This window comes from Pseudomonas sp. B34(2017), assembly GCF_002112915.1.
Lineage (GTDB): Bacteria > Pseudomonadota > Gammaproteobacteria > Pseudomonadales > Pseudomonadaceae > Aquipseudomonas > Aquipseudomonas pharyngis.
Window position 1 is genome coordinate 90,704 of sequence record NZ_NEJA01000007.1, and the last position, 26,488, is coordinate 117,191.

Consider the following 26,488-nt stretch of genomic DNA (forward strand, 5'->3'; position numbering starts at 1 on the left):
TGCCCGATGGCGAGTGGGACAAAACCCATGCGCCTGTCCGTTTTGTCGACGGATTCTATTTAAGGAGTCATAAATTGAGCGTTGAAGCGGCTAAGAATGCCCGAGAATTGCTTCTCAAGGAATACCGTGGCGTGCTGTCGACCCACTCCAGATCGATGCCCGGTTTTCCGTTCGGCTCTGTGGTTCCCTACTGCCTGGACGACCAGGGCCGGCCGCTGATCCTGATCAGCCGCATCGCCCAGCACACTCACAATCTGCAGAAAGATCCGAAATGTTCGCTGCTGGTGGGCGAGCGCGAGGCTGACGATGTGCAAGCCGTTGGTCGCCTGACCTATCTGGCCGAGGCGGAAAAACTCGAAGACGCTGCCGCCATCGAAGCCGCCGCCGAGCGTTACTACCGCTACTTTCCCGATTCGCAGAATTACCACAAGGCCCACGATTTCGATTTCTGGGTGCTCAAACCGGTGCGTCATCGCTACATCGGCGGTTTTGGCGCGATCCATTGGGTCGACCAACTGACCCTGGCCAACCCGTTCGCCGGCAAGGCCGAAATCAGCATGGTCGAGCACATGAACAGCGACCACGCCAAGGCCATCGCGCATTACGTGGACCTCGCCGGTCTGCCGAAAACCGTACCGGCGCAACTGGCCGGGATCGACACCGAAGGCATGCACCTGCGGATCGGTCAGGCGCTGTACTGGCTGCCGTTTCAAGCGCCCTGTCATACGCCGATACAAGTGCGCGAGGCCTTGGTTTCTCTGGCTCACGCCGAGGTCTGGCCAAAAAATGCGCTGGCCGACGCTTGAATTCACGAAAGGGCGACGTCATCTAAGGCTTACTGCAAGGCATTTCTTGCGTTGAGGAAACTTTGATGCGCCCTTTTTTGTTGCTCTTTCTGCTGTTCCCGGTGTTGGAGCTGTTCGTATTCGTCAAAGTGGCAGGGGCTATCGGGTTTTTCCCGGCCCTGCTGCTGATCATTCTCGGCTCGATGTTCGGCGTGTTCGTGCTGCGCATCGCCGGGTTGGCCACCGCACTGCGTGCCCGTGAAAGCCTGAGCCGCGGCGAACTGCCTGCGCAGACCATGCTCGAAGGCCTGATGCTGGCCCTGGCCGGTGGTCTGTTGATCCTGCCTGGCTTCATCAGCGACGTAATCGGTCTGGTACTGCTGTTGCCGTTCAGTCGTCGGCTGGTCGCCAACAAGATGCGCCAGCGCGCTGAAGAGCAGGCGATGCGCCAGCGAGCGTTCGCCGATGACCTGCAACCTCGCGGCGGTCCTGCACCGCGCCAGCCTCTTGGCCGCGAAGGCGATGTGATCGAAGGCGAGTTCGAACACCGCGACAGCAAGTAAATTCCGCATCGACACGGCACCTTCGGGTGCCGTGTTCGTTTATGGCACGAATTCATGCAGCCGCATGAAAATTTTTTGTCTCCAGCCCTTGTAATAAGCTTATGCGCCCTTATGTATCGGTCACCGCAAGGTTCCGGCATATGAGTCGGACAGACTTTCGCGGCTCGCTCGACGAGCCGCAACCGGCGCAGGCCGGATTCGTTAAACCCGCCGGGACTACACCGGCCGATGAAAACCACAATTAGGAGAGATCGACAATGAAGCTTCGTCCTCTGCATGACCGCGTCGTCATCCGTCGCAGCGAAGAAGAAAAGAAAACCGCTGGCGGTATCGTCCTGCCAGGTTCGGCTGCTGAAAAGGCCAACCACGGTGTGATCGTCGCTGCAGGTCCAGGCAAGACTCTGGAAAACGGTGAAGTGCGTGCGCTGGCCGTTAAAGTCGGCGACAAGGTTGTGTTCGGTCCTTACTCCGGCAGCAACACTGTGAAAGTCGACGGCGAAGACCTGCTGGTAATGGCTGAGAACGAGATTCTCGCTGTACTGGAAGGCTGATACCCCGCTCATTTTCCCGCTACTACAAAGTATTTAAGGAATATCGATCATGGCTGCTAAAGAAGTTAAGTTCGGCGATGCCGCTCGCTCCAAGATGCTCAAAGGCGTCAACGTTCTGGCTGACGCGGTAAAAGCGACCCTGGGCCCGAAAGGCCGTAACGTGATCCTCGAGAAGAGCTTCGGCGCTCCGACCATCACCAAGGACGGCGTTTCCGTCGCCAAGGAAATCGAACTCGAAGATCGCTTCGAAAACATGGGCGCGCAGCTGGTCAAAGACGTTGCCTCCCGTGCCAACGATGACGCCGGTGACGGTACTACCACCGCTACCGTTCTGGCTCAGTCGATCGTCAACGAAGGCCTGAAAGCCGTCGCTGCCGGCATGAACCCGATGGACCTGAAGCGCGGTATCGACAAAGCGACCATCGCGATCGTCAAAGAACTGAAAGCCCTGTCCAAGCCATGCGCTGACACCAAGGCCATCGCTCAGGTCGGCACCATCTCCGCCAACTCCGACAACTCCATCGGCGACATCATTGCCGAAGCCATGGAGAAAGTCGGTAAAGAAGGCGTGATCACCGTTGAGGAAGGCTCGGGCCTGGAAAACGAACTGTCGGTTGTAGAAGGCATGCAGTTCGACCGTGGCTACCTGTCCCCGTACTTCGTCAACAAGCCGGACACCATGGTCGCCGAGCTCGACGGCCCGCTGATCCTGCTGGTCGACAAGAAGATCTCGAACATCCGCGAAATGCTGCCAGTGCTGGAAGCCGTTGCCAAAGCCGGCCGTCCGCTGCTGATCGTGGCCGAAGACGTTGAAGGCGAAGCCCTGGCGACTCTGGTTGTGAACAACATGCGTGGCATCGTTAAAGTCGCAGCCGTCAAGGCTCCAGGCTTCGGCGACCGTCGCAAGGCCATGCTGCAGGACATCGCCGTTCTGACCGGCGGTACCGTGATCTCCGAAGAGATCGGCCTGAGCCTGGAAAGCACCACCCTGGAACACCTGGGCAACGCCAAGCGCGTCACCCTGTCCAAGGAAAACACCATCATCGTTGACGGTGCTGGCGTTCAAGGCGACATCGAAGCCCGCATCGCTCAGATCCGTGCCCAGGTTGCCGAGACTTCCTCGGACTACGACCGTGAAAAACTGCAAGAGCGTCTGGCCAAGCTGTCCGGCGGCGTTGCAGTGATCAAGGTTGGTGCTGGTTCCGAAGTCGAAATGAAAGAGAAGAAAGCCCGCGTTGAAGACGCCCTGCACGCAACCCGTGCAGCCGTTGAAGAAGGCGTGGTACCTGGCGGTGGCGTTGCGCTGATCCGCGCTCTGGAAGCCCTGACCGAACTGACCGGCGACAACGCTGACCAGAACGTCGGTATCGCTGTGCTGCGTCGCGCTGTTGAAGCGCCGCTGCGTCAGATCGCTGCCAACTCCGGTGACGAGCCAAGCGTAGTCGTCAACGAAGTCAAGAACGGCAAAGGTAACTTCGGTTACAACGCTGCTTCCGGCGAATACGGCGACATGATCGAAATGGGCATCCTGGACCCAACCAAGGTCACCCGTTCGGCTCTGCAAGCTGCAGCCTCCATCGGCGGTCTGATCCTGACCACCGAAGCAGCTGTTGCTGACGCACCGAAGAAAGAAGGTGCAGCTGGCGGCGGTATGCCAGACATGGGCGGCATGGGTGGCATGGGCGGCATGATGTAAGCCAGCCTTACCCCTGTAACGAAAAACCCCGTCTGCGTGAGCAGACGGGGTTTTTTATTGCCCGCGTTCCAGGATTCAGGCGTTGACCGGCCGGGCCTGTGTTGCTGTTTCAGCCTTTACTGCCGGTCGATACAGAATCCAGTAATACGACCCCAGACAGATCAGCCAGCAGAAGATCGCCGTCCACACGTTGTGGGAAAAGAAGTGCGCGCCCTGCATCATCCGGCTGATCGAAAACACCGAACCCAGTGCGAAGGCAAAGATGAATGCCTGGCGTGCCAACCGTGGGCGACGATCACGCAGCACGAAGAACAGCGCAAACAACGTAAAACCGGTGGCCGCATGACCGCCGGGCCAGCAACGACCGGGCTTGTCGGTCGGCGGGCGATGCTCCAGCAGTTTGCTGTAGGTTTCGTGGCCGCCGAATTGTTCGAGACTCCAAGGGCATTGCACCGCTGTCACCGCTTTCACCGGCGTGACGAAAGAGGTGGCCAGACCCAGCGACAACACCAGGCAGCCCAGCTCACGCTTGAACGGTTTGAGCCGCTCGATGAAAAACGCGCCGATGAACCCGAGGATGGCAAACACCGAAAAGGCGATCACCACTTGTTTAGCGCGGTCGTGGAGGATGTCTTCGAGAAAATAACTGTGCCGGCCGATGAAGTCGCCCGCGACCGGATCGTAAAACAGCCGGGCCAGATCCATGTCCAGATCGGTCAGCTCCAGCAACACCAGAATGACCGCCGCAACGGCGGGAATACCCAGGCAAAGCCATAAATTCAAAGGCCTTGAAGCAGGGCGGGCAGAGATTGAAACCATGGCAATTCCTTCATCGGTAAGGTCTTCAAAGAAGCACAACCGCGTGAGTCTGCGCCCGGTTCTGTCGGCGATTTGTCGGCCGCTCGTGAAAAACTCGTCAAGTCCGGCGATCCGTGCAATTAAGTCAAATCAACCTGCCCAGCGCCTAGCCGTGAGCCACACTTGGCCGTAAGCTGCGCGGGCCAAGACGGCCGCTACCGTGTACGGAGGAGGTGCCCATGCGAATTCTATTGGTCGAAGACAACCGCGATATCCTGGCCAATCTGGCCGATTACCTGGGGCTCAAAGGCTACACCGTCGACTGCGCCCAGGACGGTCTGTCGGGCCTGCATCTGGCCGCCACCGAGCATTACGACCTGATCGTGCTCGACATCATGCTGCCGGGCATCGACGGCTACACCCTGTGCAAGCGCCTGCGCGAAGACGCCCGTCGTGATACGCCGGTGATCATGCTCACCGCCCGCGACCAGCTAGATGACCGCTTGCAGGGCTTCAAGTCCGGGGCCGACGATTATCTGGTCAAGCCGTTTGCGCTGTCGGAACTGGCGGCCCGGGTCGAAGCCGTGATGCGCCGCACCCAGGGCGGCGGCCGTCGTGCCCTGCAGGTCGGTGATCTGAGCTACGACCTCGATACCCTCGAAGTGACCCGCGAAGGCAAGTTGCTCAAGCTCAACCCGGTCGGCCTCAAATTGCTGGCGGTGCTGATGCAGAAGAGCCCGCATGTCCTGCGTCGGGAAATTCTCGAAGAAGCGCTGTGGGGCGATGACTGCCCGGACAGCGACAGCCTGCGCAGCCATGTCCACCAATTGCGTCAGGTGATCGACAAACCGTTCGCCAAGCCATTGCTGCACACAGTGCATGGCGTGGGCTATCGCTTGGCCGAGGGCCGCGATGGAGTTTAAGCAAAGCCTTGCCCAGCGGATCATCATCGCCTTTGCGCTGATGAGCGCGCTGGTAGCCGGGGCGTTCGCCATGGGCATCGTCGCGACCGTGCACCTGGTCGAGGAAAAACTGATTTCCGCCGGGCTGGGGGGCGACCTGCAACGCCTGCTGTTGATGGACAACGTCTCGGACTGGAGCCATCGACCAGAACCGGATCAGTTGTTTTATTTCAGTGGCGGGCCGGGCGATTTCGAGCTGCCCAAGGACCTGCGACACCTGGATTCAGGTTTCCATGAAGTCTTTCGCGAGCAGCTGTCGTATCACGCAATGGTCGAGATCGTTGATGGTCGGCGTTATGTGCTGCTGCAGGATCAAAGCGATTTTGAAGAGCGTGAGCGAGTGCTGTTCGCCGTGGTGCTGGTGGGCTTCGTGCTCAGTCTGGCACTGGCGGTGTTCCTCGGCTGGGTGCTCGCCCGCAAGGTGATGGCCCCGGTGGTGCGGCTGGCCCGCCAGGTACGTCATCGCGATCAGTTGCTCGGACTGGCGCCTCCGCTGGCGCCGGACTACGCGGCGGACGAGGTGGGCGAGCTTGCGGTGGCGTTCGATGCGACCCTTGGACGCTTGCGACAGGCGCTGACGCGGGAGCGACTGTTCACCAGCGACGTCAGCCACGAATTGCGTACACCACTGATGGTGTTGGCCAGCTCCTGTGAACTGCTGCTGGAAAACCCGGGTATCGATCAGCGCGGCAAGGCTCAGGTTCAGCGCATTGCGCGGGCCAGTGAGGAAATGCGTGAACTGGTGCAGACCTTCCTGATGCTGGCACGGGCCCAGCGTGAAGATGCAGGCGCAGCCCCTCAGCAAAACCTGTCGCAGGTGGCCGACAGCTTGCTGTGCCTGTGGCGCGAACCCATCGAATCCAAGGGTTTGCAGCTGATTTTCGAGCCGGGAAATCCGCCCGACACCCGTTATAACGCGACGTTGCTCAATGCCGTGATGGGCAACTTGTTGCGTAACGCCTTGCACTACACCGAACACGGATTCATTCGCTTGACCCTCAATGCCAACGGATTCGTGGTCGAGGATTCGGGCGTGGGCATTCCCGAGGAAAAGCGCGAAGCCATGTTCCAGCCTTTCGTGCGCGGCAACGAAAAGCGCGGCGAGGGCCTTGGTTTGGGCCTCTCACTGGTTCAACGCATTTGCGAGAACCAGGGCTGGAGTGTCACTTTGAGCACGATGGAACCCAATGGCTGCCGTTTCGAGGTGGATCTGGGCAAGCGCTAAGAGCGTTGCATCTGACGCGAGAGTGCCTCCAATCTGTCTAAATCCTGTATAACCTTGAAATAGTTTGCCGATTTACATGACGTTTTTTTCACAAAGGGATGACCTGACGCTGACACGCCGCTGCTTAAGGTGGCGTCATCAGTAATTCAGGAGTTCTGGTGATGGCCGGCCCGATCAAGCTCGATTTTTCCGAAAAGTACGACGACAAGCATGCGCAGAAGTACCTGCGTAAACATCAGGACGGTTTGGGGCGTCGTTTGTCCAATTGGCGAGATCAGCAGTTGGCCCGCAAGGCATTGACCCTTGTTGGCGAGCCGGGCCTGGTACTGGACCTGCCCTGCGGTGCTGGACGTTTCTGGCCGCTGCTAGCGGAAAAGCCCAACCGGGTGATCATCGGGGCGGACAACTCCGAGTCGATGATCAAGACCGCCATGCAGGCACAACCGGCGGATGTGGTGAAACGGGTACAACCCTTGCACACGTCTGCGTTCGACATTGCCTTGCCTGATAACGCCGTCGACAGCATTTTTTGCATGCGACTGCTGCATCACATTGGCGAAGCCGAGCACCGCCGGGCGATTCTGCGCGAGTTCGAGCGTGTCACCCGGGACAGCGTGATCATTTCGCTGTGGGTGGACGGCAATTTCAAGGCCTGGAAACGCAAGCGTGCCGAGCGCAAGCGTGGGCAGGAGGGTTACCAGAACCGGTTTGTGTTACCGGCAGCAACAGTTGAAAAGGAATTCGAAGAAGCAGGATTTCGGATCCAGGAACAACTGGACTTTATTCCGCTCTATGCCATGTGGCGAGTTTACGTATTACGCAAGAGGTAAGAGGATGGCAGTGCAATTTGCAGCAGAAGGGGAAGTCGCTCCCGAGGATCGCTTCGACTACTACTGGAACCAGCGTGGCGAGTGGGTCGAGGAACCCAATGTCCGCCGTGGTGGCGAAAGTGGTGTGCAACGGGTCGTGGGGCGCGATGGCCAGCTGCTGTATGCCAAACGCCAGACCGGACATATTTATCGCAGTTGGCTGCACCCGTTCGGGCGGCCGACCGTGTTGCGCGAGCTGGATGCATTGACCGGGGTTTCCCGTCTCGGGGTCCGGGTGCCCGAAATCGTGTTCTGCGGTGCCCAGCCCGATCCGAAATTCAAATGGCGTGCGCTGTTGGTGACCAAGTCCCTCGATGGCTTTCAGGAGCTTGAACATTGGGAAGCCGGTGGCGGTCGCGAGCAATATGGCGAAGCAGTCTATGAGCGCGTGCTCAAGGACCTCGCCGAAAATCTGGCACGCATGCACAAGGGCCGTTGGCAGCACAGCTGCATCTACATCAAACACGTGTTTGTGCGGGTGACGGGCGAAGGTGAATCGGCGAAGGTCGAAGTCGCCCTGATCGATCTGGAAAAATGCCGTCAGCGTCTGACCGCTCATCGCGCGGCCGCCCATGACATGAAGCAACTGCGCCGCCACTCGTCGTTCAGCGCTACCGACTGGAAAAAACTCGTCTACTTTTATGAGACGGCGTTTGGCAGCGCTATCAAAGGTTTATAGCGATGAAACTAGAAATTGCACGAGGTTTGTTTCTGGTAGGAGCCTTGGCAGTTGCATCATTGGCGGTGGCGGCCTGGGAACAGCCACGCATGCAGGTCATTGGCGCATCGGCCAGTGATCCGCATTGCCCGATGCCACGGGTGGCGAAAGCTGCCGTGGCCACACAACCCGATCATGATCTATTGCTGTTCATGTTCGGACTTTCTCAAGGGATGAGGCCGCAGAGTTGAATCGATTGAAATCTCTTTCACAAGAGCCAAAGGCCTCGTTGATGCGAGGCCTTTTTTATTGCGTCATTCCTTGGGGTCGGGTTTCGCCAGCACGGTGTAAACACACGGCAGGACAAACAGCGTAAACAGCGTCCCGATCGACATCCCCGTGGCAATCACCGTCCCGATGTCGAAGCGGCTGACGGCACCGGCGCCGGTGGCCACGATCAGCGGCACCATGCCGAACACCATAGCCGCCGTGGTCATCAACACCGGGCGCAGACGAATCGCTGCCGCTTCTTCCACCGCCTCGCGAGGTGTCAGGCCTTTCTCCTTGCGTAACTGGTTGGCGAACTCGACGATCAGGATCCCGTGCTTGCTGATCAGCCCGATCAGCGTCACCAGCCCGACCTGGGTGTAGATGTTCATGCTCGACCAGCCGAGAAACAGCGGAATCAGCGCCCCGCAGATCGACAGCGGCACGGTCACCAGAATCACCAATGGATCGCGGAAGCTTTCGAACTGCGCCGCCAGCACCAGGAAAATGATCGCCAGGGCCAAGGCAAAAGTTACCCACAGCGCACTGCCTTCCTGGACGAACTGCCGCGATGCGCCGCCGTAATCGAAAGCAAAACCGGCCGGGGCTTCTTCCCGGGCGATCTGCAACACGCTGTCGATGGCTTCGCCCATGCTCACCAGCGGGAACCCGGACAGCTTGGCCGCGTTGAGTTGCTGGAACTGGTTGAGCTGTCGCGGTCGCGCACGGTCGGTCACGGTGATCAGGGTCGACAGCGGCAGCAGTTCGCCCTGGGTGTTTTTCACGTAGTAGTTGTTCAGCCAGTCCGGGTTGTCGCGGTAGGCCCGTTCGACCTGGGCGATGACCTTGTAACTGCGGCCTTCGATGGTGAACCGGTTGATTTCCGCCTCGCCCAGCAAAGTCGCCAGCGTACCGCCCAGATCCTGCATCGACACACCCATCTGCGCAGCCTTCGCGCGGTCGATGTCGACCACGACTTCGGGTTTGTCGAAAGCCAGATCAAGGTCGACGAAGGCGAACTTGCCCGACTCCATGGCGCGCTTCTTGATCCGGTCGGCCACTTGCAGCAACAGTTCGTAGTCGTTGGCGGTGTTGATCACAAACTCGAACGGCAGGCCCTCACCGGTGCCGGGCAGGGATGGCAGGTTGAAACCGAAGATCTGCAGGCCCGGAATGCCCTCGAGTTTGCCCTGTACCTCGGGGAGGATTTCCATTTGCGTGCGGCTGCGCTCGTTCCAGGGCTTGAGCAGGAAGCCGCCGATGCCGCTCTGCACGCCGTTATAGCCGTTGATCTGGAACGATGAGTAGTACTCCGGGAACTCCTTGAAGATCTTGATGAATTCGTCGGTGTAGGTGTTCAGGTAGTCGAGGTTGGTCGGCTGCGGGGCGTTGGCCATCATGAAGATGATGCCCTGATCCTCGTCCGGCGCCAGTTCCGACTTGGTGAACTTGAGCAGCACCGGAATCAGGCACAGCACGATCACCGCAAACACCAGCACCACCGGCCGGGTATTGAGCGTGCCGTGCAGCATGCTTTGATAGCGACGCTTGAGGCTGTCGAAAATCCGGTCGAGGCGGTGGGCCAGGCCCGTGGGGTTTTCGTCGTGGCGCAGCAGCACGGCGCACATCATCGGCGACAGGGTCAGCGCGACGACGCCGGAAATCACCACCGCCCCGGCCAGGGTCAAGGCAAACTCCTTGAACAGCGCCCCGGTCAGCCCGGTCAGGAAGCCGATCGGTGCGTAGACCGCCGCCAGGGTGATGGTCATCGACACCACCGGCATGGCGATTTCCCGGGCGCCTTCGAGCGCGGCCTCCAGTGGTGTCTTGCCTTCCTCGATGTGCCGGTGGATGTTTTCCACCACCACAATCGCGTCGTCCACCACCAGCCCGATGGCCAGCACCATCGCCAGCAGGGTCAGCAGGTTGATCGAATAGCCCATCATCTGCATGAAGAACATCACGCCGATCATCGACAGCGGAATGGTCACCACCGGAATCACTACCGAACGCAGGGCACCGAGGAACAGGAACACCACCACGATCACGATCAGCACCGCCTCGAACAGGGTTTTCACCACTTCGTCGATGGAGGCCTGGATGAACAGCGTGGCGTCGTAGGCAATCTCGCTCTTGAGGTTGGGCGGCAGCTGGGCTTCCAGCTCCGGCATGATCTTGCGTACTTCCTTGATCACTTCCAGCGGGTTGGCCCCGGGCGTGGCCTTGATCCCGATGTACACCGAGGGCGTTCCGCCGAATGAACTGATCGAGTTGTAGTTTTCCGCGCCCATCTCGACCCGTGCCACATCGCTGAGCAGCACCCGGCTGTCGCCGCTGACCTTGAGCGGGATCTTGCCGAAGGCTTCGGCGGACTTCAGTTCGGTGTTGGCGTTGATGCTGGTGACCACGTACTCGCCTTTCACTTCGCCGGCGGCGGAGAGGAAGTTGTACTGGCGCACCGCGTTGGTCACGTCGCTGGCACTGAGGCCGAAACCGGCGAGTTTCACCGGGTCGATCCACAGGCGCATGGCGAACACCTGGTTGCCGAGAATCTCCGCCTCGGCCATGCCCGGCAGGGTCGCCAGTTTCGGCTGGATCACCCGCGACAGGTAGTCGGTGATCTGCGGGTTGCTAAGCTCCTTGCTGAAGAAGCTGATGTACATCAGCGCCGAGGCGTCGGCGGCTTCCTTGCTCAGCACCGGATCTTCGGCGTCCTGAGGCAGCTTGTTCTTCACCTCGTTGGCCTTGGCCAGCAGTTCGGTGAACAAACGGTCGCTGTTGGAGCCGATGCGCGCGTAGATCGAAATCACCGAGAAGTTCTGGCGACTGACCGAGGTCATGTAGTCGATGCCCTCGGCGCTGGCCAGGCTCTGTTGCATCGGCTGGGTGATGTAGCCCTGAATGGTTTCGGCGTTGGCCCCGGGGTACGCGGTGGTCACCGTGATCAGGGCGTTTTCCATTTGCGGATACTGGCGCAGCGGCAGCTTGCTCCAGGCCTGGAAGCCCAGCAGCACAATCAGCAGGCTGACCACGGTGGCGAGCACCGGGCGGCGGATGAACGGATCGGTAAAGGCCATGGGGTTTCCTTGATCAGTCGGCGCGGGGCGGACTGTTCTGCTCGCCGAGGGTCTTGTCGTCGCTGATGGCAATGTGGGCGCCGTTGTCCAGTTTGATCTGGCCGGCCGTCACCACCTGTTCGCCGCTCTGCACGCCCTTGTTGATCATCACCTGGCCATCGCGGCGTTCGCCGGTCTCGACGAACCGACGCTCGGCGATCAGCACCGATTGGCCCTTGTCGTCTTTCTCGACGGTGCCGTCTTCGGCTTTCTTCTGGGTGACCACGTACGTCGAGTTGCCGTAGAGGGTGTAGGTGATCGCGCTTTCCGGGACCACGATGTGTTTCTGCGGATCCGGCAGCAGCACCTCGATGCTGGTGAACATGCCCGGCAGCAACTTGCCATCGGGGTTGGCCAGGGTGGCGCGCACGAGGATGTTACGGGTGGTGCTTTCGACGATCGGGTTGATGGCGCTGATGGCGCCGGTGAAATGCTGGCCGGGATACGCCGCGACCGTGATCTGTACCGGTTGACCGATAGCCAGTTTCGGCACCGATTGTTCGGGCACGTAGAAGTCGGCGTAGAGACTGCTCAAATCCTGCAGGGTGGCGATCTTGGTGCCGCTGGCGAGGTAGTCGCCGATGTCGACGAGGCGGATGCCGATGGTGCCGCTGAAGGGCGCGACGATGCGTTTTTTCGCCAGCGCCGCATTGAGCTGATTGACCGTGGCCTTGTTCTTTTGCAACTGGGCCGAGAGCCGGTCGAATTCGCCTTTGGAGATGGCGCTGCTGCCGACGAGCTGGCTGCCGCGACCGTAATCCAGCTGCGCGAGGCCGAGATCGGCCTTGGCGGTTTCGAGGAAGGCGGCTTCGACGGCGCTGTCCAGTTGCAGCAAGGGCTGGCCGGCCTTGACCTTCTGCCCCGATTCGAACTTCAGCTCGGTGACGGTGCCGGCGTTCTCCAGACTCAGGTCGACGCCTTGCAGCGCCTTCAGCGTGCCGACGGTGGGCAGACGCATCTGCCACGGGCGCTCGACGGCGGTGGCCACGGCGACGCTGATCGGCGGCTTCGGTTTGGAAAAGCCCTGGATCATCGTATAGATCGAGAAGGCCTTGTAACCGGCGAGAAGCAGAACGATCAGCAGTACAACACCCAACATGATCAGCATGCGGCGACGCAGCATATTTCCAGTTCCTTGGAGAAAATCAGGCGAGACAGGCGGGCACATTACCCCGAGTCCGGCAGGGATTCCAACTGCCAGTTTTTACCGGGTGTAAGGGAAGAAGGTGGAGAAAAGCGGGGCCGCCGACCGAACGGTCGGCGGCGAATTTCAGGCCATCAGATGAAGATGGTTGTCCCAGAGCCCTGCGGGCAAATCCAGCGGTTTGGCCAGCAGATCGTCCTGACGGCAATCGTAGTAGCGGCAACGTCCCTGACCGGAGGTCACGACAAACCCGTCCTTCACCGCACCGACGCCGGCGCAGTCGGGCAACGGGGCGTCGAGGCGCACTTCGCCGCTGTCCAGATCCCAGATGAAGAAGCGGTTGCCGCGCGGTGCGGTCAATGCCACCAGACGCAGGTCGCTGTGCACGGCGACGCTGGCGGTGTAATGACCCATCGACTGCAACTGATGGTCCGGCACCGGGAACGCCACGAATGGCTGACCGGGACGTTTGATCGCCAGCAGCTCCGAACGCTCGTGGGAAGGCCCCATGAATTGCTGGCCGGCAACGATGGTACCGTCGCTGGCAATCCCCAGGTGGCGCACGCTGTTCATCTGCTGGGCGAGGGTTTCCTTGCTCAGCAGAGTACCGTCGCGTTGCATCAGCACCAGGCTCGGCTCCATGGCGTCGAGGTTCATGTCGACCCGGCTTTCGGCCTCGGTGCGGATCCCGCCGTTGGCCACCACCAGGGTTTCACCGTCGGGCATCCACGACACCTGATGCGGGCCGAGACCGTGGGTGGAAAGCTCGCCGCTGTGCACCAGCCGTTCGCCTTCGAATTTGTACACTCCGAGCAGGCCACGGCCCGGATCGGTGGTGTCGTTTTCGGTGGCGTACAGGTAATCGCCGCTGTGATGGATCACTGCGTGGCCATAGAAATGCCGGTTCGGCTGCGACGTCACGGTTTGCAGCAATGCACCGCTGCGCAGGTCGATCAGGTAGCTCTCGGTGCCCGGCCGGCGAGCGACGAACAGCGCGATCGGCAGCGTCGGGTGATTGATGATGTCGTGGCAGCGCTGGCCGACTTCCGTGGCGAACACCTGGGTGCCGTCCAGCCGATAGCCGACGGCGTAATGCTTGCCGTCGGTGTCGTCCCGCGCCGACAGCAGCAGCGGGCTTTGGTCCTTGCGTTTGAACAGCGTCCAGCCGCCCAGCGTCACTGCTCCCAGCAGCAAACTACCTAAAGTCAGAGCCTGGCGTCGCAGCATGGCACGTGCCCTCATCAGTCACCGTCGTTGGCGTTGAAGCCCAGTTGGATGCCCAGCGCCTTGGCCAGCTCGCCTTCGTGCAGGCGGTGGACGACGTTGAGGCTGTCGTAGATGTCGTTGAGCTGCTGGCGACCGGCGTCATCGTTAAGCATTTCGGTCAGCGAGCGCTGGGTACTGCCGAACAGTTTGAGCGACGCCGCGTAGGCTGCATCGATCTTGTCCGCCAGCGGCTTTTGCTCAGCCGGCAGCAGGCCGCGCAGGCCTTTGTTGTCGACGCCTTCCCAGACGGTTTTGGCCGCTGCGAGGCTGGCTTCCAGCGCCTCCATGGACGACTGGCTGCGCCATGCGTCAGCCTGGAACGGCTGAGGCACGCCCTTGCTCTGGCGACCCATCGGCGTGCCAAGTTTTTTCTTCAGGGTGTCGAGAGCGGTGACCTGTACCCGCAGCAGATCGGCGATCGCTTCGTGGGAGTCGGCGTAGCGCTGGTTGGGGAACTTGCTCATCTGCGCGAGCATGCCGTCGGTGTTGTTCCAGCTGCTGAGGATCTCTTCGGCCAGTTGTTTCTGACGCTCGCCGATGGCCACCAGCAGTGGGCAGTATTTGGCTTTCTGCGCGTCGTTGGCGACGTCAGGTTTGGCGTCGAACAGGATGTACTCGTAAGCGGACAGGCCTTGAACCACGACGCTGGACTTGGCCAGTGCGGCGGCGTCGATCTGCGGCTGCGCGGTAACCAATTGCTCGACCTGACGGCCGACCAGGTTTTTCTTGTCCGGCCAGAACTGCACCTGCCAGGAACGGTTGCCCTCGGCCAGCGGGCCGATCAGCAGCGGTTGCAGCTCGGCCCAGGCTTTCTGCGCGTGCAGGAAGTCGGCGCGGGCGGTGTCCAGCGACTCTTTGCCCTGGCAGTAGGCGAGGGCACTGACGGCCAGTTGCTTGTCGGCTTCGACCCAGCGGGTGTAGGTCGGCAGGATCACCGATTTGGCGATGGCCGCCGAGGTGACGGCTTGCGGATCCTGCGGCGAGCACGCGCCGAGGGCCAGTGCGGCAAGGCTGGTGAACAACAGCTTGGGACGGAACATGTCGGGCTCCCGATTCGTTCAAGTGTTTAAAGTGAGTTCAAGAACGCCAGCAGCGCGGCACGCTGCTCGGCGTTGAAAGACAAAACCTGTTGCTGCGCCGCTTTCGCTTCGCCGCCGTGCCAGAGCACGGCTTCGAGCAGGTTGCGGGCGCGGCCGTCATGCAGAAACTGGGTGTGGCCGCTGACCGTTTGCGTCAGGCCGATGCCCCACAGCGGCGGGGTGCGCCAGTCGCGGCCGGAGGCCTGGAATTCGGTACGGTTGTCCGCCAGGCCTTCGCCCATGTCATGGAGCAGCAGATCGCTGTACGGACGAATCACTTGATGGGCCAGTTCAGGTTCGGCTGCGTTGGCGGCGGTGGTGTATTTCGGCGTGTGACAGGACTGGCAACCCGCCTGGAAAAACAGATTCTTGCCGGCCAGCACTTGCGCATCGTTGACGCCACGGCGGGCGGGAACGGCGAGGTTGCGGCTGTAGAACAGCACCAGGCGCAGGATGTTGTCGCTGACTTCAGGTTCGCCGTCCGGGCCGTTGCCGTTCGGCGCCTGTTTGCAGGCGGTTTGCGCGTCAGTGCAGTCATCAAACGGTCTCAGGCTGGTCGTGAGGCCCATATCACCAGAAAACGCGTGAACATTTTGTTGATTGAGGTTCGGTTGGCCGGCTTTCCAGCCAAATCGGCCCATGACGGTCTTTTGCTGCTCATCGTCCCAGACCCGGTTTGGCCGGCCGTTGATGCCGTTGTTCTCTTTGGCCTGTGCGGCGGCGTTGGCGAGGATCGCTTCTTCCGGGATCGCTTCGAGCAGGCCGAGACCGATCATCTGCGGCGCAACGCGGGCCGAGAAACGTGTGTCCGGGTGCATCGGGCCGTAGCCGAGCTGGGTGATCTGCAGGACCGGTTTACGCAGCTCGACCTCGGTGCCGTCCTTGAAGCGGACCGGCACTGGCGTGTAATCGACCCGCACCTTGCCTTCCGGCGCGACACCGGGGACGGCCATGTCCTGGAACTGGCCACCGTAGACCGGCTCGGGCACCACGCCCACTTGCTCGATGACCTTGGCATAGGCCGGTGCATCGGGAATCGACAGGCGCACCAGCATCGACACCGCATTGGCCGCATCCGGCGTCGGCGGATGGCCGCGGCCGTCCTTGATGTGGCAGTTCTGGCAGGCGTTGGTGTTGAACAGCGGGCCGAGGCCATCGCGGGCGGTGGTAGTCGACGGTGCGATAACCCACGGGCTGCGAAAGAAGCTGTTGCCGACGCTGAAGTCCACCCGGCGCGATGGCGGCAGATTGGCCGACGGCAGGGAAAACGCGTTCTGATCGCTCTTGCGCACGGTCGCCGCACCGCCGGAACGGGCCTCACCCGGCTCGGCCTTGGTGAAACGCGGGGCGTCATCGCAGGCACTCAGGCCCAGGGCCAGAAACAGTGCGGACAAGCGAAGAGGCAGCGAGGGCATCAGACTTCCTGCAAGAGGGGCGAATTTAAAGGCGCAAAGTCTAACAGGGCGAGGGGGATTGAATAAGAGGAATTATCGTTTGCTTGATGCAGGGCAGGAGGTTCACAAAACTTTGATCGTTCCCACGCTCTGCGTGGGAATGCCTCAACGGACGCTCTGCGTTCGGCTTTTGATTTGGGACGCAGAGCGTCCCGGGCTGCGTTCCCACGCAGAGCGTGGGAACGATCAGCGAAAAAAGGCGACCCGAAGGTCGCCTTTTTTAACGCGGACGCTGTGATCAGAACTCGTGATCGGCGTTGTCCGGGTTCAGGTCGCTGATGCCGAGCTTGCCGGCAGCGGCTTCGATCGAACCGGTCTGCTTGACCAGCGAAGCGATGGCGTCGCGGACGATCTGGTTGCCGGCGGTGTTGCCGGCCGCGATCAACTGGTCGTAGTGCTCACCCTTGTTGGCGTGATCGACCATGACCTGAATCCTGGCTTCGGTGGCGGCCAGATCGGCTTTCAGCGCGGTGTCGGCAGCCGGGTCGACCTTGGCCACCAGCGACGACAGGCTGGCACCGGTCAGTTTGGTGCCGTCGACGCGGGTGTACTCGCCCAGGTAAACGTTGCGAATGCCCTTGGCATCGTAGAAGTGCGAGTTGTGGGTGTTGTCGCTGAAGCAATCCTGTTCGTCTTCCGGGGAGTTCGCTTCCAGGGACACCTTCATGCGCTCGCCAGCCAGTTCGCCCAAGGACAGGCTGCCCATGCCGAACAGCATTTTGCGCAGGCCGCTTTCAGCCGGTTCGGCTTCCAGGGTGGCGCGGTAGTTATCGGCCACGTTCGGCTTCCAGTTGGCGACCATTTCTTCCAGGTCGCTGACCAGCAGCTGGGTCACGGCTTTCAGGTAGGCACGACGACGGTCGTTGTGACCGCCGGTGGCGTCTTTGCCTTCCAGGTAGTCCGACGGTGGACGGTTGCCGGCGCCAGGGCCGGTGCCGTTCAGGTCCTGGCCCCAGAGCAGGAATTCGATGGCGTGGTAGCCGGTGGCAACGTTGGCTTCAGAACCGCCCAGCTCGTTCAGGCTGGCGAGTTTTTCCGGGGTAATGTCCTTGACGTCGACCTTGTCTTCGCCGACCTGTACTTCGGTGTTGGCGATGATGTTGGCGGTGGCGCCCGGGTTGCCCAGTGCATGCTCGTAGGATTTGTCGACGTAGTCGATCAGGCCTTCGTCCAGAGGCCAGGCGTTCACCTGACCTTCCCAGTCGTCGATGATGGTGTTGCCGAAGCGGAACACTTCGCTCTGCAGGTAAGGAACGCGGGCGGCGACCCAGGCAGCCTTGGCGGCTTTCAGGGTGTCGGCGTTCGGCTTGGCGAGGAATGCGTCGATGGCGGTTTGCAGGGTTTTCGCGGTGGATTCGGCATCGCTGTAAACGGCGAAGACCATGTCGGCATAGTGCGAGACAACGGCTTTGCCGGCGGCCTCGTCGACTTTACCGGCAGCAGCAGGCGCAGCCGGTGCAGCGGTGCTGGCAGCCGGAGTCGGCGCAGGAGCGGCGGCCTTTTCTTTGTCTTTACCTTCGCCGCAACCGGCGAGGGAAATAGCGATGGCCAGCAGACTGGCGGTAGCCAGAGGCATACGAATCATGGCGAACATCCTGCTTCGGTGATTGAGTGGACAGGCGCGGGGGTGCGCAAAACTGCGACATAATGCAAATCTTTCGCATTATGTGTAAAGGGTTGTAGCTGGAAATATTTCTTATTTGCGCGGGGTCTGCGCTGGATCAACAGCGAGGTTGATGCCCGGCAGAACCCGGGTTGCGTCGGGCCTGGCAGGCACGTTTCAAAGGATGGCCGCGTTGCTGCGCTGGGCCTGCTTGAGATAAATGCCCAACTCGCGCGCCGGCAGCGGTTTGCTGTAGTGGTAGCCCTGACCTTCGTGGCAGCCTTCGGAAATGATGTAGGTTTCCTGTTCGGCGGTTTCCACGCCCTCGGCGATCACCTGCATGCCCAGGCTCTTGCCCAGTTGGATGATGGCGCGAACGATGGTCGCATCATCGTCGTCATCCAGCAGGTCCTGAACGAAGCTCTTGTCAATCTTGATCTTGTCCAGCGGCAGACTCTTGAGATAACTCAGCGAAGAATAGCCGGTGCCGAAGTCGTCGATAGCGATCAGTGCGCCGGAGCGGCGCAGGCTCAGCAGGTGCTGCGCGGCGGTGCTGATGTCTTCCATCAGGCCGGTTTCGGTGACTTCCAGCTCCAGGCTGCGTGGCGGCAGGCGGTACATCTGCAGCAGGTTGTTGACCACCCGTGGCAGCTCGGCGTGGTGCAGTTGCACGGTGGACAGGTTGACTGCCATGCGCAGGTCGACGAAGCCCTGATCGTGCCAGTCGCGCAGTTGCTTGCAGGCCTGATCCAGCACCCATTCGCCGATGGCGATGATGGTGCCGTTCTGCTCGGCCAGCGGGATGAACAGGTCCGGCGGCACCAGACCGTGTTCCGGATGTTGCCAGCGGATCAATGCCTCGACCCCGACCACGCGATGATCGCGGTAGCTGATCTGCGGCTGATAGACGAGGTAGAACTGGTCGCGTAACAGCGCGTCGCGCAGGTCTTTTTCCAGCTCGCGACGGCGGCGCATCTCGCTGTCGACGCTGGCGATATAGAACTGATAGCGATTGCGCGAGCGGGTCTTGGCCAGGGTCATGGTCTGCTCGGCTTTCTGCAGCAGCTTCTCGGTGCTGTCGCCGTCTTCCGGGAACAGGGTGATGCCGATGGTCGCGCGCAGGCGGATTTCCTGATGATCGAGGGCGAACGGCGCTTCCAGGTCATCGAGGATGCTTTGCGCCAGCTCCGCCGCTTCGTAAGGCTGTTCGATATCGGCCTGCACCAGCGCGAACTGGTCGCCACCGAGACGGGCGAGGGCGCCGAGGCGACCGCTGTGGGCGCGAAGCCGGTCGGCGAGGGCCAGCAGCAACTGGTCACCGGTCTGGTAGCTGAATTGTTCGTTGATGCCTTTGAAATCGTCCAGACCTACGCAAAGGACGGCGACCCGCCGTTGCAGCTTGCCGGCATCCACCAGAATCTTGTCCAGCTGCTGCTGCAATTGCTGGCGATTCGGCAGGCCGGTGAGGAAATCGTACTGGGCCATGCGCAGCAGGCTGTTTTCCGCTTCATGGCGCAGGTGGGTATTGCGTTCGATGGATTCGAGTAGCTGGTTGGCGGTGTTGATCCAGATCCCCAGTTCGTTTTTTTCGTGACCCTTGAGCTGCGGAATCTTGTGTTCGCTGGGGCGGTCCGGGTTGATCTCGGTGAGGTGTTCGATGATCCGCGACAGCGGTTTGGTCAGCAGCCAGTGATAGACCAGATACAGCACCAGGCCCATGGCCAGGGCGCGCAACACACCGGAAATGAAGATGATCACCGAACTGACAATGAAACCCTGACCGTAGGTGGCCGTGTCGAGGGTGATGCTCAGGTCGCCGTAATATTCGCTGTACGGCCCGCGCCCCACCAGTTGGGTGGTGAACGTGCGTTCCTGGCCGAGGATCAGGTCGGTCAGCCAGCGGCTGTTGGATTGCTGCAGCTCACGCGACTTTTGCGCGAGCATCGCTTCGTTGGGGTGGCCGATGGAGGCCTGACGCACGGCGTCGTCCTGGAACAGGCCTTCGATCACCTGCATGCCCATCTCCCGGTCCAGGCTGTAGACCGCCTGGGTGGAGGGATCGCGGAACATGTCGAGGATGCGTTCGGCGTCGCCGGCGACGGCCTGACGCGTTTTATAGGCATCGAACACGATCTGCGCGCAGCTCAAGACCACGCCGACGATCAATGCCGACAGGAGCACGACCCGGAGCAACTTCACCGACAAGCTGTTCTTGAGTTCCAGCTTCAAAGGGTTATTCCTTGTTCCGTGCGGGTAGCGTCAAGTTGCCATGAGTATTGGCAATCCCGTGTTGGCAGTCAAAGGGACAATCGAGCCGCGGAAAATTTGTCCGTGGCCTTGGCCGATATGCTGCTGTTTGGAGTATTTGCCCTGGTTGTACTGTGTCGGTAGTTTCGGTCTCCAACTTGAGGGACGTCGGACAATTTTTCCTCTTTTGATGTTAGTTCGCCGTGGCTTGGGAGCAAGGCGAGAAGGGCTGCTTCATGTGTGGGAAAAAGCCTTGTTTGTGATGCAACGCACTCACGATTATTCCCGCAGGTATAAAAAAACCCGGCAAAGCCGGGTTTTTGTCTGGCGTGCAGCTTAAGCGGTGAAGGTCTTGCCTTCGAACTGCTCGGCCACGAACTTCCAGTTGACCAGGTTCCAGAACGCCTCGACGTATTTTGGACGCAGGTTACGGTAGTCGATGTAGTAAGCGTGTTCCCAGACGTCGCAGGTCAGCAGCGGGGTGTCGCCGCTGGTCAGCGGGTTGCCGGCGCCGATGGTGCTGGCCAGGGCCAGGGAACCGTCAGCCTTTTTCACCAGCCAGCCCCAGCCGGAACCGAAGGTGCCGATTGAGGTTTTGCTGAACTCTTCCTTGAACTTGTCGAACGAACCGAAAGCCGCGTTGATGGCTTCAGCCAGTGCGCCGGTTGGTTGACCGCCGGCGTTTGGCGCCAGGCAGTTCCAGTAGAAGGTGTGGTTCCAGACCTGAGCGGCGTTGTTGAAGATGCCGCCCGAGGAAGTCTTGACGATTTCTTCCAGGGTCTTGCCTTCGAACTCGGTGCCTGGCACCAGGTTGTTCAGGTTCACGACGTAGGTGTTGTGGTGCTTGTCGTGGTGGAATTCCAGGGTTTCCTTGGAAATGTGCGGCTGCAGGGCATCGTGTGCGTAAGGCAGCGGCGGCAATTCGAAAGCCATGATGATTCTCCTAATCAGGTCTGTTGCGGTGAGCGCAAGGCCGATCACGGGCGGCCAGAAATGCACCGGCGAGTTTTTACTCTTTGCGGCGCAGGGTTCGGATCATAGCACCGGGGGTGCGGCTTAACCACGCAACAACTGTGTGGGATAGAGGTTCCAGAGCTGTTTGGAATAAATCATGAAGCCAATATCAATTGCCCCGCCACCGTGAACATCATCATCGCCACCAACAGATCGAGAATCCGCCACGTACTCGGCCGTGCCAGCCACGGGGCGAGCCATGCCGCACCGAACGCCAGGGTGAAGAACCACAGCAGCGAAGCACTTGCTGCGCCCACGACATAGGCGCCGGGCACCGACTGTTGTGCGCCGAGAGAACCGATCAGCAGAACGGTGTCGAGATAGACGTGCGGGTTGAGCAAGGTCACCGCCAGTGCGCTGAGCATCACCGCCCGCAGCGAACGTACGGTCTGGTTTTCACCCTGTTGCAGGCTCTGTTTCGAAAACACCCTGCGCAACGCCTGGCTGCCGTACCAGATCAGAAACACCGCGCCGCCCCAGCGGGCGACCGCCAGCAACGTCGGGTTCTGCGCCAGCACCGTGGCCAGACCGAACACACCGGCCGCCACCAGCAACGCATCACAGGCGACGCACAGCGCGGCGACCGGCAGGTGATGTTCACGCCGCAGGCTCTGCGCCAGGACAAAGGCATTCTGTGTACCGATCGCCATGATCAGCCCGAACGCCACCAGCAAACCGTTGGTATAGCTTTGCCACATGACGATTACTCCGCGTTGGCTGCGAGATCGCGCAGCACTTGCATGGCACGTTCGGCGTCGGCCTGACCGACGAACAAATGGTCGTGGTAGTAGCCGGCAATCACGTTGCAGTTGATCCCGGCCTTGCCCAGTGCGGTGGCGAAGGCGGCGGTCAGGCCGACGGCTTCCAGTGCCGAATGCACGTTCAGCGTGATCCACGCCGCGACATAGTCGAAGCTGAACCCGGCGCGCTCGGCGTGGGAGCGTTCGAGAATCACCGTCAGGCCTTCCTGTTCACGGAAACTGCCTACGACTTCCAGGCCGCTCGGCAACTCGCCGTCGGACAAGGTGCAGAACACGAATTCGCCGGCATTGAGCTGCGGGCTCATGCTCCGCAGCAGGGTGGTCAACGAGGTTTCGCCAGCCATGGGGGTGATCCTTGATAAAGAGTGCTTGCTGGCTATTCTCCCGGTTGACGCTGTATAAGAAAAACCAATAGTGCTGATCGCTCATTAGGAAAACTGATGTTTGACTACAAATTGCTTTCCGCTCTGGCCGCCGTGGTCGAGCAGGCCGGATTCGAACGGGCGGCGCAGGTGCTGGGCCTTTCGCAATCGGCGATTTCCCAGCGGATCAAACTGCTGGAAGCGCGGGTCGGCCAGCCGGTTTTGGTGCGTGGCACACCGCCGTCGCCGACCGAGATCGGTCGGCGCCTGCTCAACCATGTGCAGCAGGTACGTCTGCTTGAGCGAGATTTGCAGACGCTGGTGCCGGCGCTGGACGAAGAAGGCCTGCCGGAGCGTCTGCGCATCGCGCTGAATGCCGACAGCCTCGCCACCTGGTGGGCCGAGGCGGTGGGCGACTTCTGCGCCGAACAACATCTATTGCTCGATCTGATCGTCGAAGACCAGACCGTCGGCCTCAAACGCATGCGCGCCGGTGAAGTGGCCGGTTGCCTGTGCGCCAGTGAGCGTCCGGTTGCAGGCGCGCGCAGTGTGTTGCTCGGAGCGATGCGCTATCGGGCGCTGGCCAGCCCGGCGTTCATCAAGCGGCATTTTCCCGACGGCGTGCGGGCCGAACAATTGCCGCGCACCCCCGCATTGGTCTTCGGCCCGGACGATTTTCTCCAGCATCGATACCTCGCGTCCCTCGGCGTCGATGGCGGTTTCGAACATCACCTTTGCCCGTCGTCCGAAGGTTTTATTCGCCTGACCGAAGCCGGGCTCGGCTGGGGGCTGGTGCCGGAATTGCAAGTGCGCGAGCAACTGGAGCGCGGCGTGCTGCGCGAACTGTTGCCAGATAAACCGATCGACGTGCCCTTGTACTGGCATCATTGGCGCAATGGCGGTCAGTTGCTCGGGCTGTTGACCGAGCAATTGGTGCGCTCGTCGGCGCAATGGCTGGTGGCCTGAAAGCAGTTGTGAGCGTCAAGCTGCAAGCGGCAAGTAAAGCGCTTGCGTACTGTTTTTACCTTGCAGCTCGAAGCTCGAAGCTTGCAGCTGGTTTTGTTGGAGCTCTACATGAAAATTCTGGTCACCGGCGCAAGCGGCTTCATCGGCGGACGCTTTGCGCGTTTCGCCCTGGAGCAGGGCCTGGACGTGCGGGTCAACGGTCGCCGGGCCGAGGGTGTCGAGCATCTGGTGCGTCGCGGTGCCGAGTTCGTTCAAGGCGATCTGAGCGATCCGGATCTGGTGCGGGAATTGTGCAATGACGTCGAAGCCGTGGTGCATTGCGCCGGCGCGGTCGGCCTTTGGGGCCGCTATCAGGACTTCCATCAGGGCAACGTGCAAGTCACCGAAAACGTGGTCGAAGCCTGCCTGAAGCAGAGGGTTCGGCGGCTGGTGCATCTGTCGTCGCCCTCGATCTACTTTGACGGTCGCGACCATCTCGGCCTGACCGAAGAGCAAGTGCCCAAGCGCTTCAAGCATCACTACGCCGCGACCAAATACCTGGCCGAGCAAAAGGTCTTCGGCGCCCAGGAATTCGGCCTCGAAACCCTCGCCCTGCGACCGCGTTTCGTCACCGGCGCCGGTGACATGAGCATCTTCCCGCGCTTGCTGAACATGCAGCGCAAGGGCCGTCTGGCAATCATCGGCAATGGTCTGAACAAGGTCGACTTCACCAGCGTGCACAACCTCAACGAAGCGTTGCTCAGCAGCCTGCTGGCCGACGCTTCCGCGCTGGGCAAGGCCTACAACATCAGCAACGGCGCCCCGGTGCCGCTGTGGGATGTGGTCAATTACGTGATGCGCAAGATGGAAGTCCCGCAGGTCACCAAGTACCGTTCCTACGGTCTGGCCTACAGCGTGGCGGCGCTCAACGAAGGCGTGTGCAAGCTCTGGCCCGGGCGTCCCGAGCCGACCCTGTCGCGCCTGGGCATGCAGGTGATGAACAAAAATTTCACCCTCGACATCAGTCGCGCCCGGCATTATCTGGACTACGATCCGAAAGTCAGTCTGTGGACGGCCCTCGATGAGTTCTGTGGCTGGTGGAAGGCTCAGGACATTCGTTGATACGAATCTGCCGGCCGGCACTGAACCGCGCTACGGCTTGAGGGTCAACCCCAGCGGCCGCGGGGTTTATACTTCGCGCCAATCTGCCATCACCGCGTTTCACAAAGGTTGCCTCAATGTCCATGCGTAACGATGCCCACGACGATTTCGACGATGTACCGAGCCTGCGCGCCGATACCCTCGATGACGACGATTTTCCGGTCACCGCCCGCACCACCGTGCATTCGCGCACGCCGCCGGTGGTCAAGGTCAAGGCCGCCAGCACCGGGCCGTTATGGGCACTGGTTGGCGCGCTGTTCTTCGCATTCATTGGTCTGGCCTGGTGGAGCTTCCAGCAGATTTCGCTGATGGAGCAGCAACTGGTGGCGACCCAGGAAAGTTTCGCGCGCATCAGTGAGGAAGCGGCGGGGCGTCTGCAGGACATTTCCGGCAAGGTCGTGGCCAGCCAGACCAACGTCACCACCGACAGCGAAGCCCTGAAGCTGCAGATCAAACAGCTGCAAAGCGCGCTTCAGGATCAGAGCAAACAGCAGCAGGGCGTGGCCGGGCAGGCGACGGACCTGGACAAGCGCCTGGCGCAGATGACCGCCCAGACCACCGAACAGCAGAACGCCAACACCCAGTTGCAGGCACAGGTCAAAGCCCTGAGCGCCGAACTGGCCACGCTGAAAAGCACCCCGGCCGACACCAGCAAGGTCGACGCCCAGCTCAAGAACTTCGATGCCCAGGTGAAGGGGTTCGATGCGCAGTTCAGGAGCCTCGGTGCCGACATCACGGCCTTGAAAAAACAAGGCAATCCGAGCGCCGCCATCGACCGTCTGGAGCAGGAAATCGTCATCCTCAAGAGCGAGCAGGACAACCGTCCGGCTGCTGCGCAGGGTGGCACCAACACTGCCGAGTTCGACGCGTTCCGCGCGCAGATGACCCGCAACATCAACACCCTGCAAGCGCAGATCCAGAACCTGCAACAGCAACTCAACGCGCGTCCGTAAGCCTCTTGTGTGGCGAGGGCGCGCGCCCTCGCCACAGCAACATTCAGAAGCTTTCTGAATATCCATACATGCCTTCAGGCCGTCTACGCTCTTGAAACACCAACAAGAACGAGGGATGCGTCATGGGGTTTGTGCACAAGCTGGCCTGGCTCGGCGCGGTGCTGCTGTTGAGTTTCGGTCAGGCCAATGCGGCCACCACGGAAAAAGACGACAGCAAGGCCGCCATCGCCTTGCTGGAAAAGGCTCTGGCCTATTACCACGACAACGGCGACAAGGCGTTTGCGGCGTTCAGCCGTCAGGGCGAATTCGTCGACAAGGATCGCTATGTGTTCGTGGTCGATACCAGGGGCGTGATGCTCGCCAGCGGTGGGCCGTCATCGGCGTTGATCGGGCGCGACGTCAGCGAAGTGCTCGGGCCGGACTTGCAGAAGTCCTTCAAGGACGCCTTGAAAGTGCCGGAAGGCAACGGCATCCAGCAGGCCGAATACCGCTGGCAGAACTGGTCCGACGGCAAGGTCGAGCGCAAGCACGTTTACTATCAACGCGTCGGTCAGCGGATTCTGGCGGTGGGTTATTACCTGCCGCGCGCGTCGGCGGAACAGGCAAAAGCGTTGCTCGACAAGGCTGCTACCGATTTGACCAAGGATGAGAAGGGCACGCTGTCCGCGATCAACTCGCTCAAGGGCGGTTACCTGCAGGACGACCTGTATGTGTTCGTGGTCAATCTCGACAACCACCGCTACGTCGCCCACGGCACCAATCTGCGGTTGATCAACACCGATTTCGCCAAGGTCGACGATCCCGAAGGCAAACCGGTGGGCGAACCGATTCTGGCGCTGATCGGCAAACAGGATGAGGGCGAGTACGAGTACCGCTGGAAAAACCCGGTGACCGGCAAGGTCGAGAACAAACATGCCTACCTGAAGAAGGTCGGGAACATGCTGGTGGCGGTCGGTTATTACAGTGCTTGATTGCTGAAAGCTCCCACGCGGCGCGTGGGAGCGATCGG

24 protein-coding genes are annotated in these 26,488 nt (G+C 60.8%); 13 read left to right on the top strand and 11 right to left on the bottom strand.

Annotated features, from left to right (window positions below):
• The first annotated feature begins 74 nt into the window (after positions 1–74).
• From CAF80_RS22070 to groL, 4 genes are all read left to right on the top strand, one after another.
• Positions 75–806: a HugZ family protein gene (locus CAF80_RS22070; protein WP_074688455.1), complete on the top strand. Its 732-nt coding sequence runs from the start codon at positions 75–77 to the stop codon at positions 804–806.
• Positions 807–871: 65 nt separating this feature from the next.
• On the top strand, positions 872–1,348 hold the full coding sequence (locus tag CAF80_RS22075) for an FxsA family protein (protein WP_085667936.1): 477 nt from the start codon (positions 872–874) through the stop codon (positions 1,346–1,348).
• Between the two features lie 257 nt (positions 1,349–1,605).
• Positions 1,606–1,899, top strand: coding sequence for a co-chaperone GroES (locus CAF80_RS22080; RefSeq protein ID WP_003227685.1), 294 nt, complete (start codon positions 1,606–1,608; stop codon positions 1,897–1,899).
• A 49-nt stretch (positions 1,900–1,948) separates the two neighbouring features.
• Positions 1,949–3,595, top strand: a complete 1,647-nt coding sequence (groL, locus tag CAF80_RS22085; RefSeq protein WP_039765873.1) for a chaperonin GroEL — start codon at positions 1,949–1,951, stop codon at positions 3,593–3,595.
• A 75-nt stretch (positions 3,596–3,670) separates the two neighbouring features.
• Here groL and CAF80_RS22090 read toward each other — a convergent pair whose 3' ends face one another.
• Complete coding sequence (locus tag CAF80_RS22090) at positions 3,671–4,414, bottom strand: phosphatase PAP2 family protein (RefSeq protein WP_074688453.1); 744 nt, start codon at positions 4,412–4,414, stop codon at positions 3,671–3,673.
• 218 nt (positions 4,415–4,632) lie between these two features.
• On the opposite strand from CAF80_RS22090, the gene colR reads away from it, so the two are divergent.
• The 5 genes from colR (at position 4,633) to CAF80_RS22115 (ending at position 8,358) form a co-directional block, all read left to right on the top strand.
• Positions 4,633–5,316, top strand: a complete 684-nt coding sequence (colR, locus tag CAF80_RS22095) for a two-component system response regulator ColR (RefSeq protein WP_007953224.1) — start codon at positions 4,633–4,635, stop codon at positions 5,314–5,316.
• Positions 5,306–6,580 carry a HAMP domain-containing sensor histidine kinase gene (locus tag CAF80_RS22100; RefSeq protein ID WP_074688451.1) on the top strand — a complete coding sequence of 425 codons (1,275 nt, stop codon included), beginning with the start codon at positions 5,306–5,308 and terminating at the stop codon, positions 6,578–6,580. The genes colR and CAF80_RS22100 overlap by 11 nt, the downstream gene beginning before the upstream one ends.
• Positions 6,581–6,741: 161 nt before the next feature.
• Positions 6,742–7,410, top strand: a complete 669-nt coding sequence (locus CAF80_RS22105) for a class I SAM-dependent methyltransferase (RefSeq protein WP_039765880.1) — start codon at positions 6,742–6,744, stop codon at positions 7,408–7,410.
• Between the two features lie 4 nt (positions 7,411–7,414).
• Positions 7,415–8,128, top strand: coding sequence for a lipopolysaccharide kinase InaA family protein (locus tag CAF80_RS22110; protein WP_039765881.1), 714 nt, complete (start codon positions 7,415–7,417; stop codon positions 8,126–8,128).
• 2 nt (positions 8,129–8,130) lie between these two features.
• Positions 8,131–8,358 (top strand): hypothetical protein, encoded by a 228-nt coding sequence (locus CAF80_RS22115; RefSeq protein WP_011335717.1) that lies wholly within the window; start codon positions 8,131–8,133, stop codon positions 8,356–8,358.
• A 63-nt stretch (positions 8,359–8,421) separates the two neighbouring features.
• Here the strand turns inward: CAF80_RS22115 and CAF80_RS22120 are convergent, their stop codons facing one another.
• From CAF80_RS22120 to CAF80_RS22170, 10 genes are all read right to left on the bottom strand, one after another.
• A complete protein-coding gene (locus CAF80_RS22120; RefSeq protein WP_085667937.1) occupies positions 8,422–11,451 on the bottom strand; it encodes a multidrug efflux RND transporter permease subunit in 3,030 nt (1,009 codons plus the stop codon).
• 13 nt (positions 11,452–11,464) lie between these two features.
• The gene (locus CAF80_RS22125) at positions 11,465–12,613 is read right to left on the bottom strand and encodes an efflux RND transporter periplasmic adaptor subunit (RefSeq protein WP_074688447.1); all 1,149 of its coding nucleotides are present in this window, start codon (positions 12,611–12,613) and stop codon (positions 11,465–11,467) included.
• A gap of 147 nt (positions 12,614–12,760) precedes the next feature.
• A complete protein-coding gene (locus CAF80_RS22130; protein ID WP_039765884.1) occupies positions 12,761–13,861 on the bottom strand; it encodes a DUF1513 domain-containing protein in 1,101 nt (366 codons plus the stop codon).
• A gap of 14 nt (positions 13,862–13,875) precedes the next feature.
• A complete protein-coding gene (locus CAF80_RS22135) occupies positions 13,876–14,940 on the bottom strand; it encodes an imelysin family protein (RefSeq protein WP_074688445.1) in 1,065 nt (354 codons plus the stop codon).
• 26 nt (positions 14,941–14,966) lie between these two features.
• Entirely contained in the window at positions 14,967–16,394 is a 1,428-nt protein-coding gene (locus CAF80_RS22140) for a di-heme oxidoredictase family protein (protein WP_074688443.1), read from the bottom strand.
• Between the two features lie 277 nt (positions 16,395–16,671).
• Positions 16,672–18,018: an imelysin family protein gene (locus CAF80_RS22150; protein WP_074688440.1), complete on the bottom strand. Its 1,347-nt coding sequence runs from the start codon at positions 18,016–18,018 to the stop codon at positions 16,672–16,674.
• A 195-nt stretch (positions 18,019–18,213) separates the two neighbouring features.
• Positions 18,214–20,265 carry a bifunctional diguanylate cyclase/phosphodiesterase gene (locus CAF80_RS22155; RefSeq protein WP_039765890.1) on the bottom strand — a complete coding sequence of 684 codons (2,052 nt, stop codon included), beginning with the start codon at positions 20,263–20,265 and terminating at the stop codon, positions 18,214–18,216.
• 354 nt (positions 20,266–20,619) lie between these two features.
• A complete protein-coding gene (locus CAF80_RS22160) occupies positions 20,620–21,216 on the bottom strand; it encodes a superoxide dismutase (protein WP_003227660.1) in 597 nt (198 codons plus the stop codon).
• 176 nt (positions 21,217–21,392) lie between these two features.
• On the bottom strand, positions 21,393–21,995 hold the full coding sequence (locus CAF80_RS22165) for a LysE/ArgO family amino acid transporter (protein ID WP_074688438.1): 603 nt from the start codon (positions 21,993–21,995) through the stop codon (positions 21,393–21,395).
• Positions 21,996–22,000: 5 nt separating this feature from the next.
• On the bottom strand, positions 22,001–22,402 hold the full coding sequence (locus CAF80_RS22170) for an ACT domain-containing protein (RefSeq protein WP_074688436.1): 402 nt from the start codon (positions 22,400–22,402) through the stop codon (positions 22,001–22,003).
• A 96-nt stretch (positions 22,403–22,498) separates the two neighbouring features.
• On the opposite strand from CAF80_RS22170, the gene CAF80_RS22175 reads away from it, so the two are divergent.
• From CAF80_RS22175 to CAF80_RS22190, 4 genes are all read left to right on the top strand, one after another.
• Complete coding sequence (locus CAF80_RS22175) at positions 22,499–23,386, top strand: LysR family transcriptional regulator ArgP (protein WP_074688434.1); 888 nt, start codon at positions 22,499–22,501, stop codon at positions 23,384–23,386.
• Positions 23,387–23,494: 108 nt separating this feature from the next.
• Positions 23,495–24,487 (top strand): NAD(P)-dependent oxidoreductase, encoded by a 993-nt coding sequence (locus CAF80_RS22180; protein ID WP_039765898.1) that lies wholly within the window; start codon positions 23,495–23,497, stop codon positions 24,485–24,487.
• A 116-nt stretch (positions 24,488–24,603) separates the two neighbouring features.
• Positions 24,604–25,479, top strand: coding sequence for an ATPase (locus tag CAF80_RS22185; protein WP_074688431.1), 876 nt, complete (start codon positions 24,604–24,606; stop codon positions 25,477–25,479).
• A 122-nt stretch (positions 25,480–25,601) separates the two neighbouring features.
• Complete coding sequence (locus CAF80_RS22190) at positions 25,602–26,450, top strand: cache domain-containing protein (protein ID WP_074688429.1); 849 nt, start codon at positions 25,602–25,604, stop codon at positions 26,448–26,450.
• Positions 26,451–26,488 lie beyond the last annotated feature (38 nt).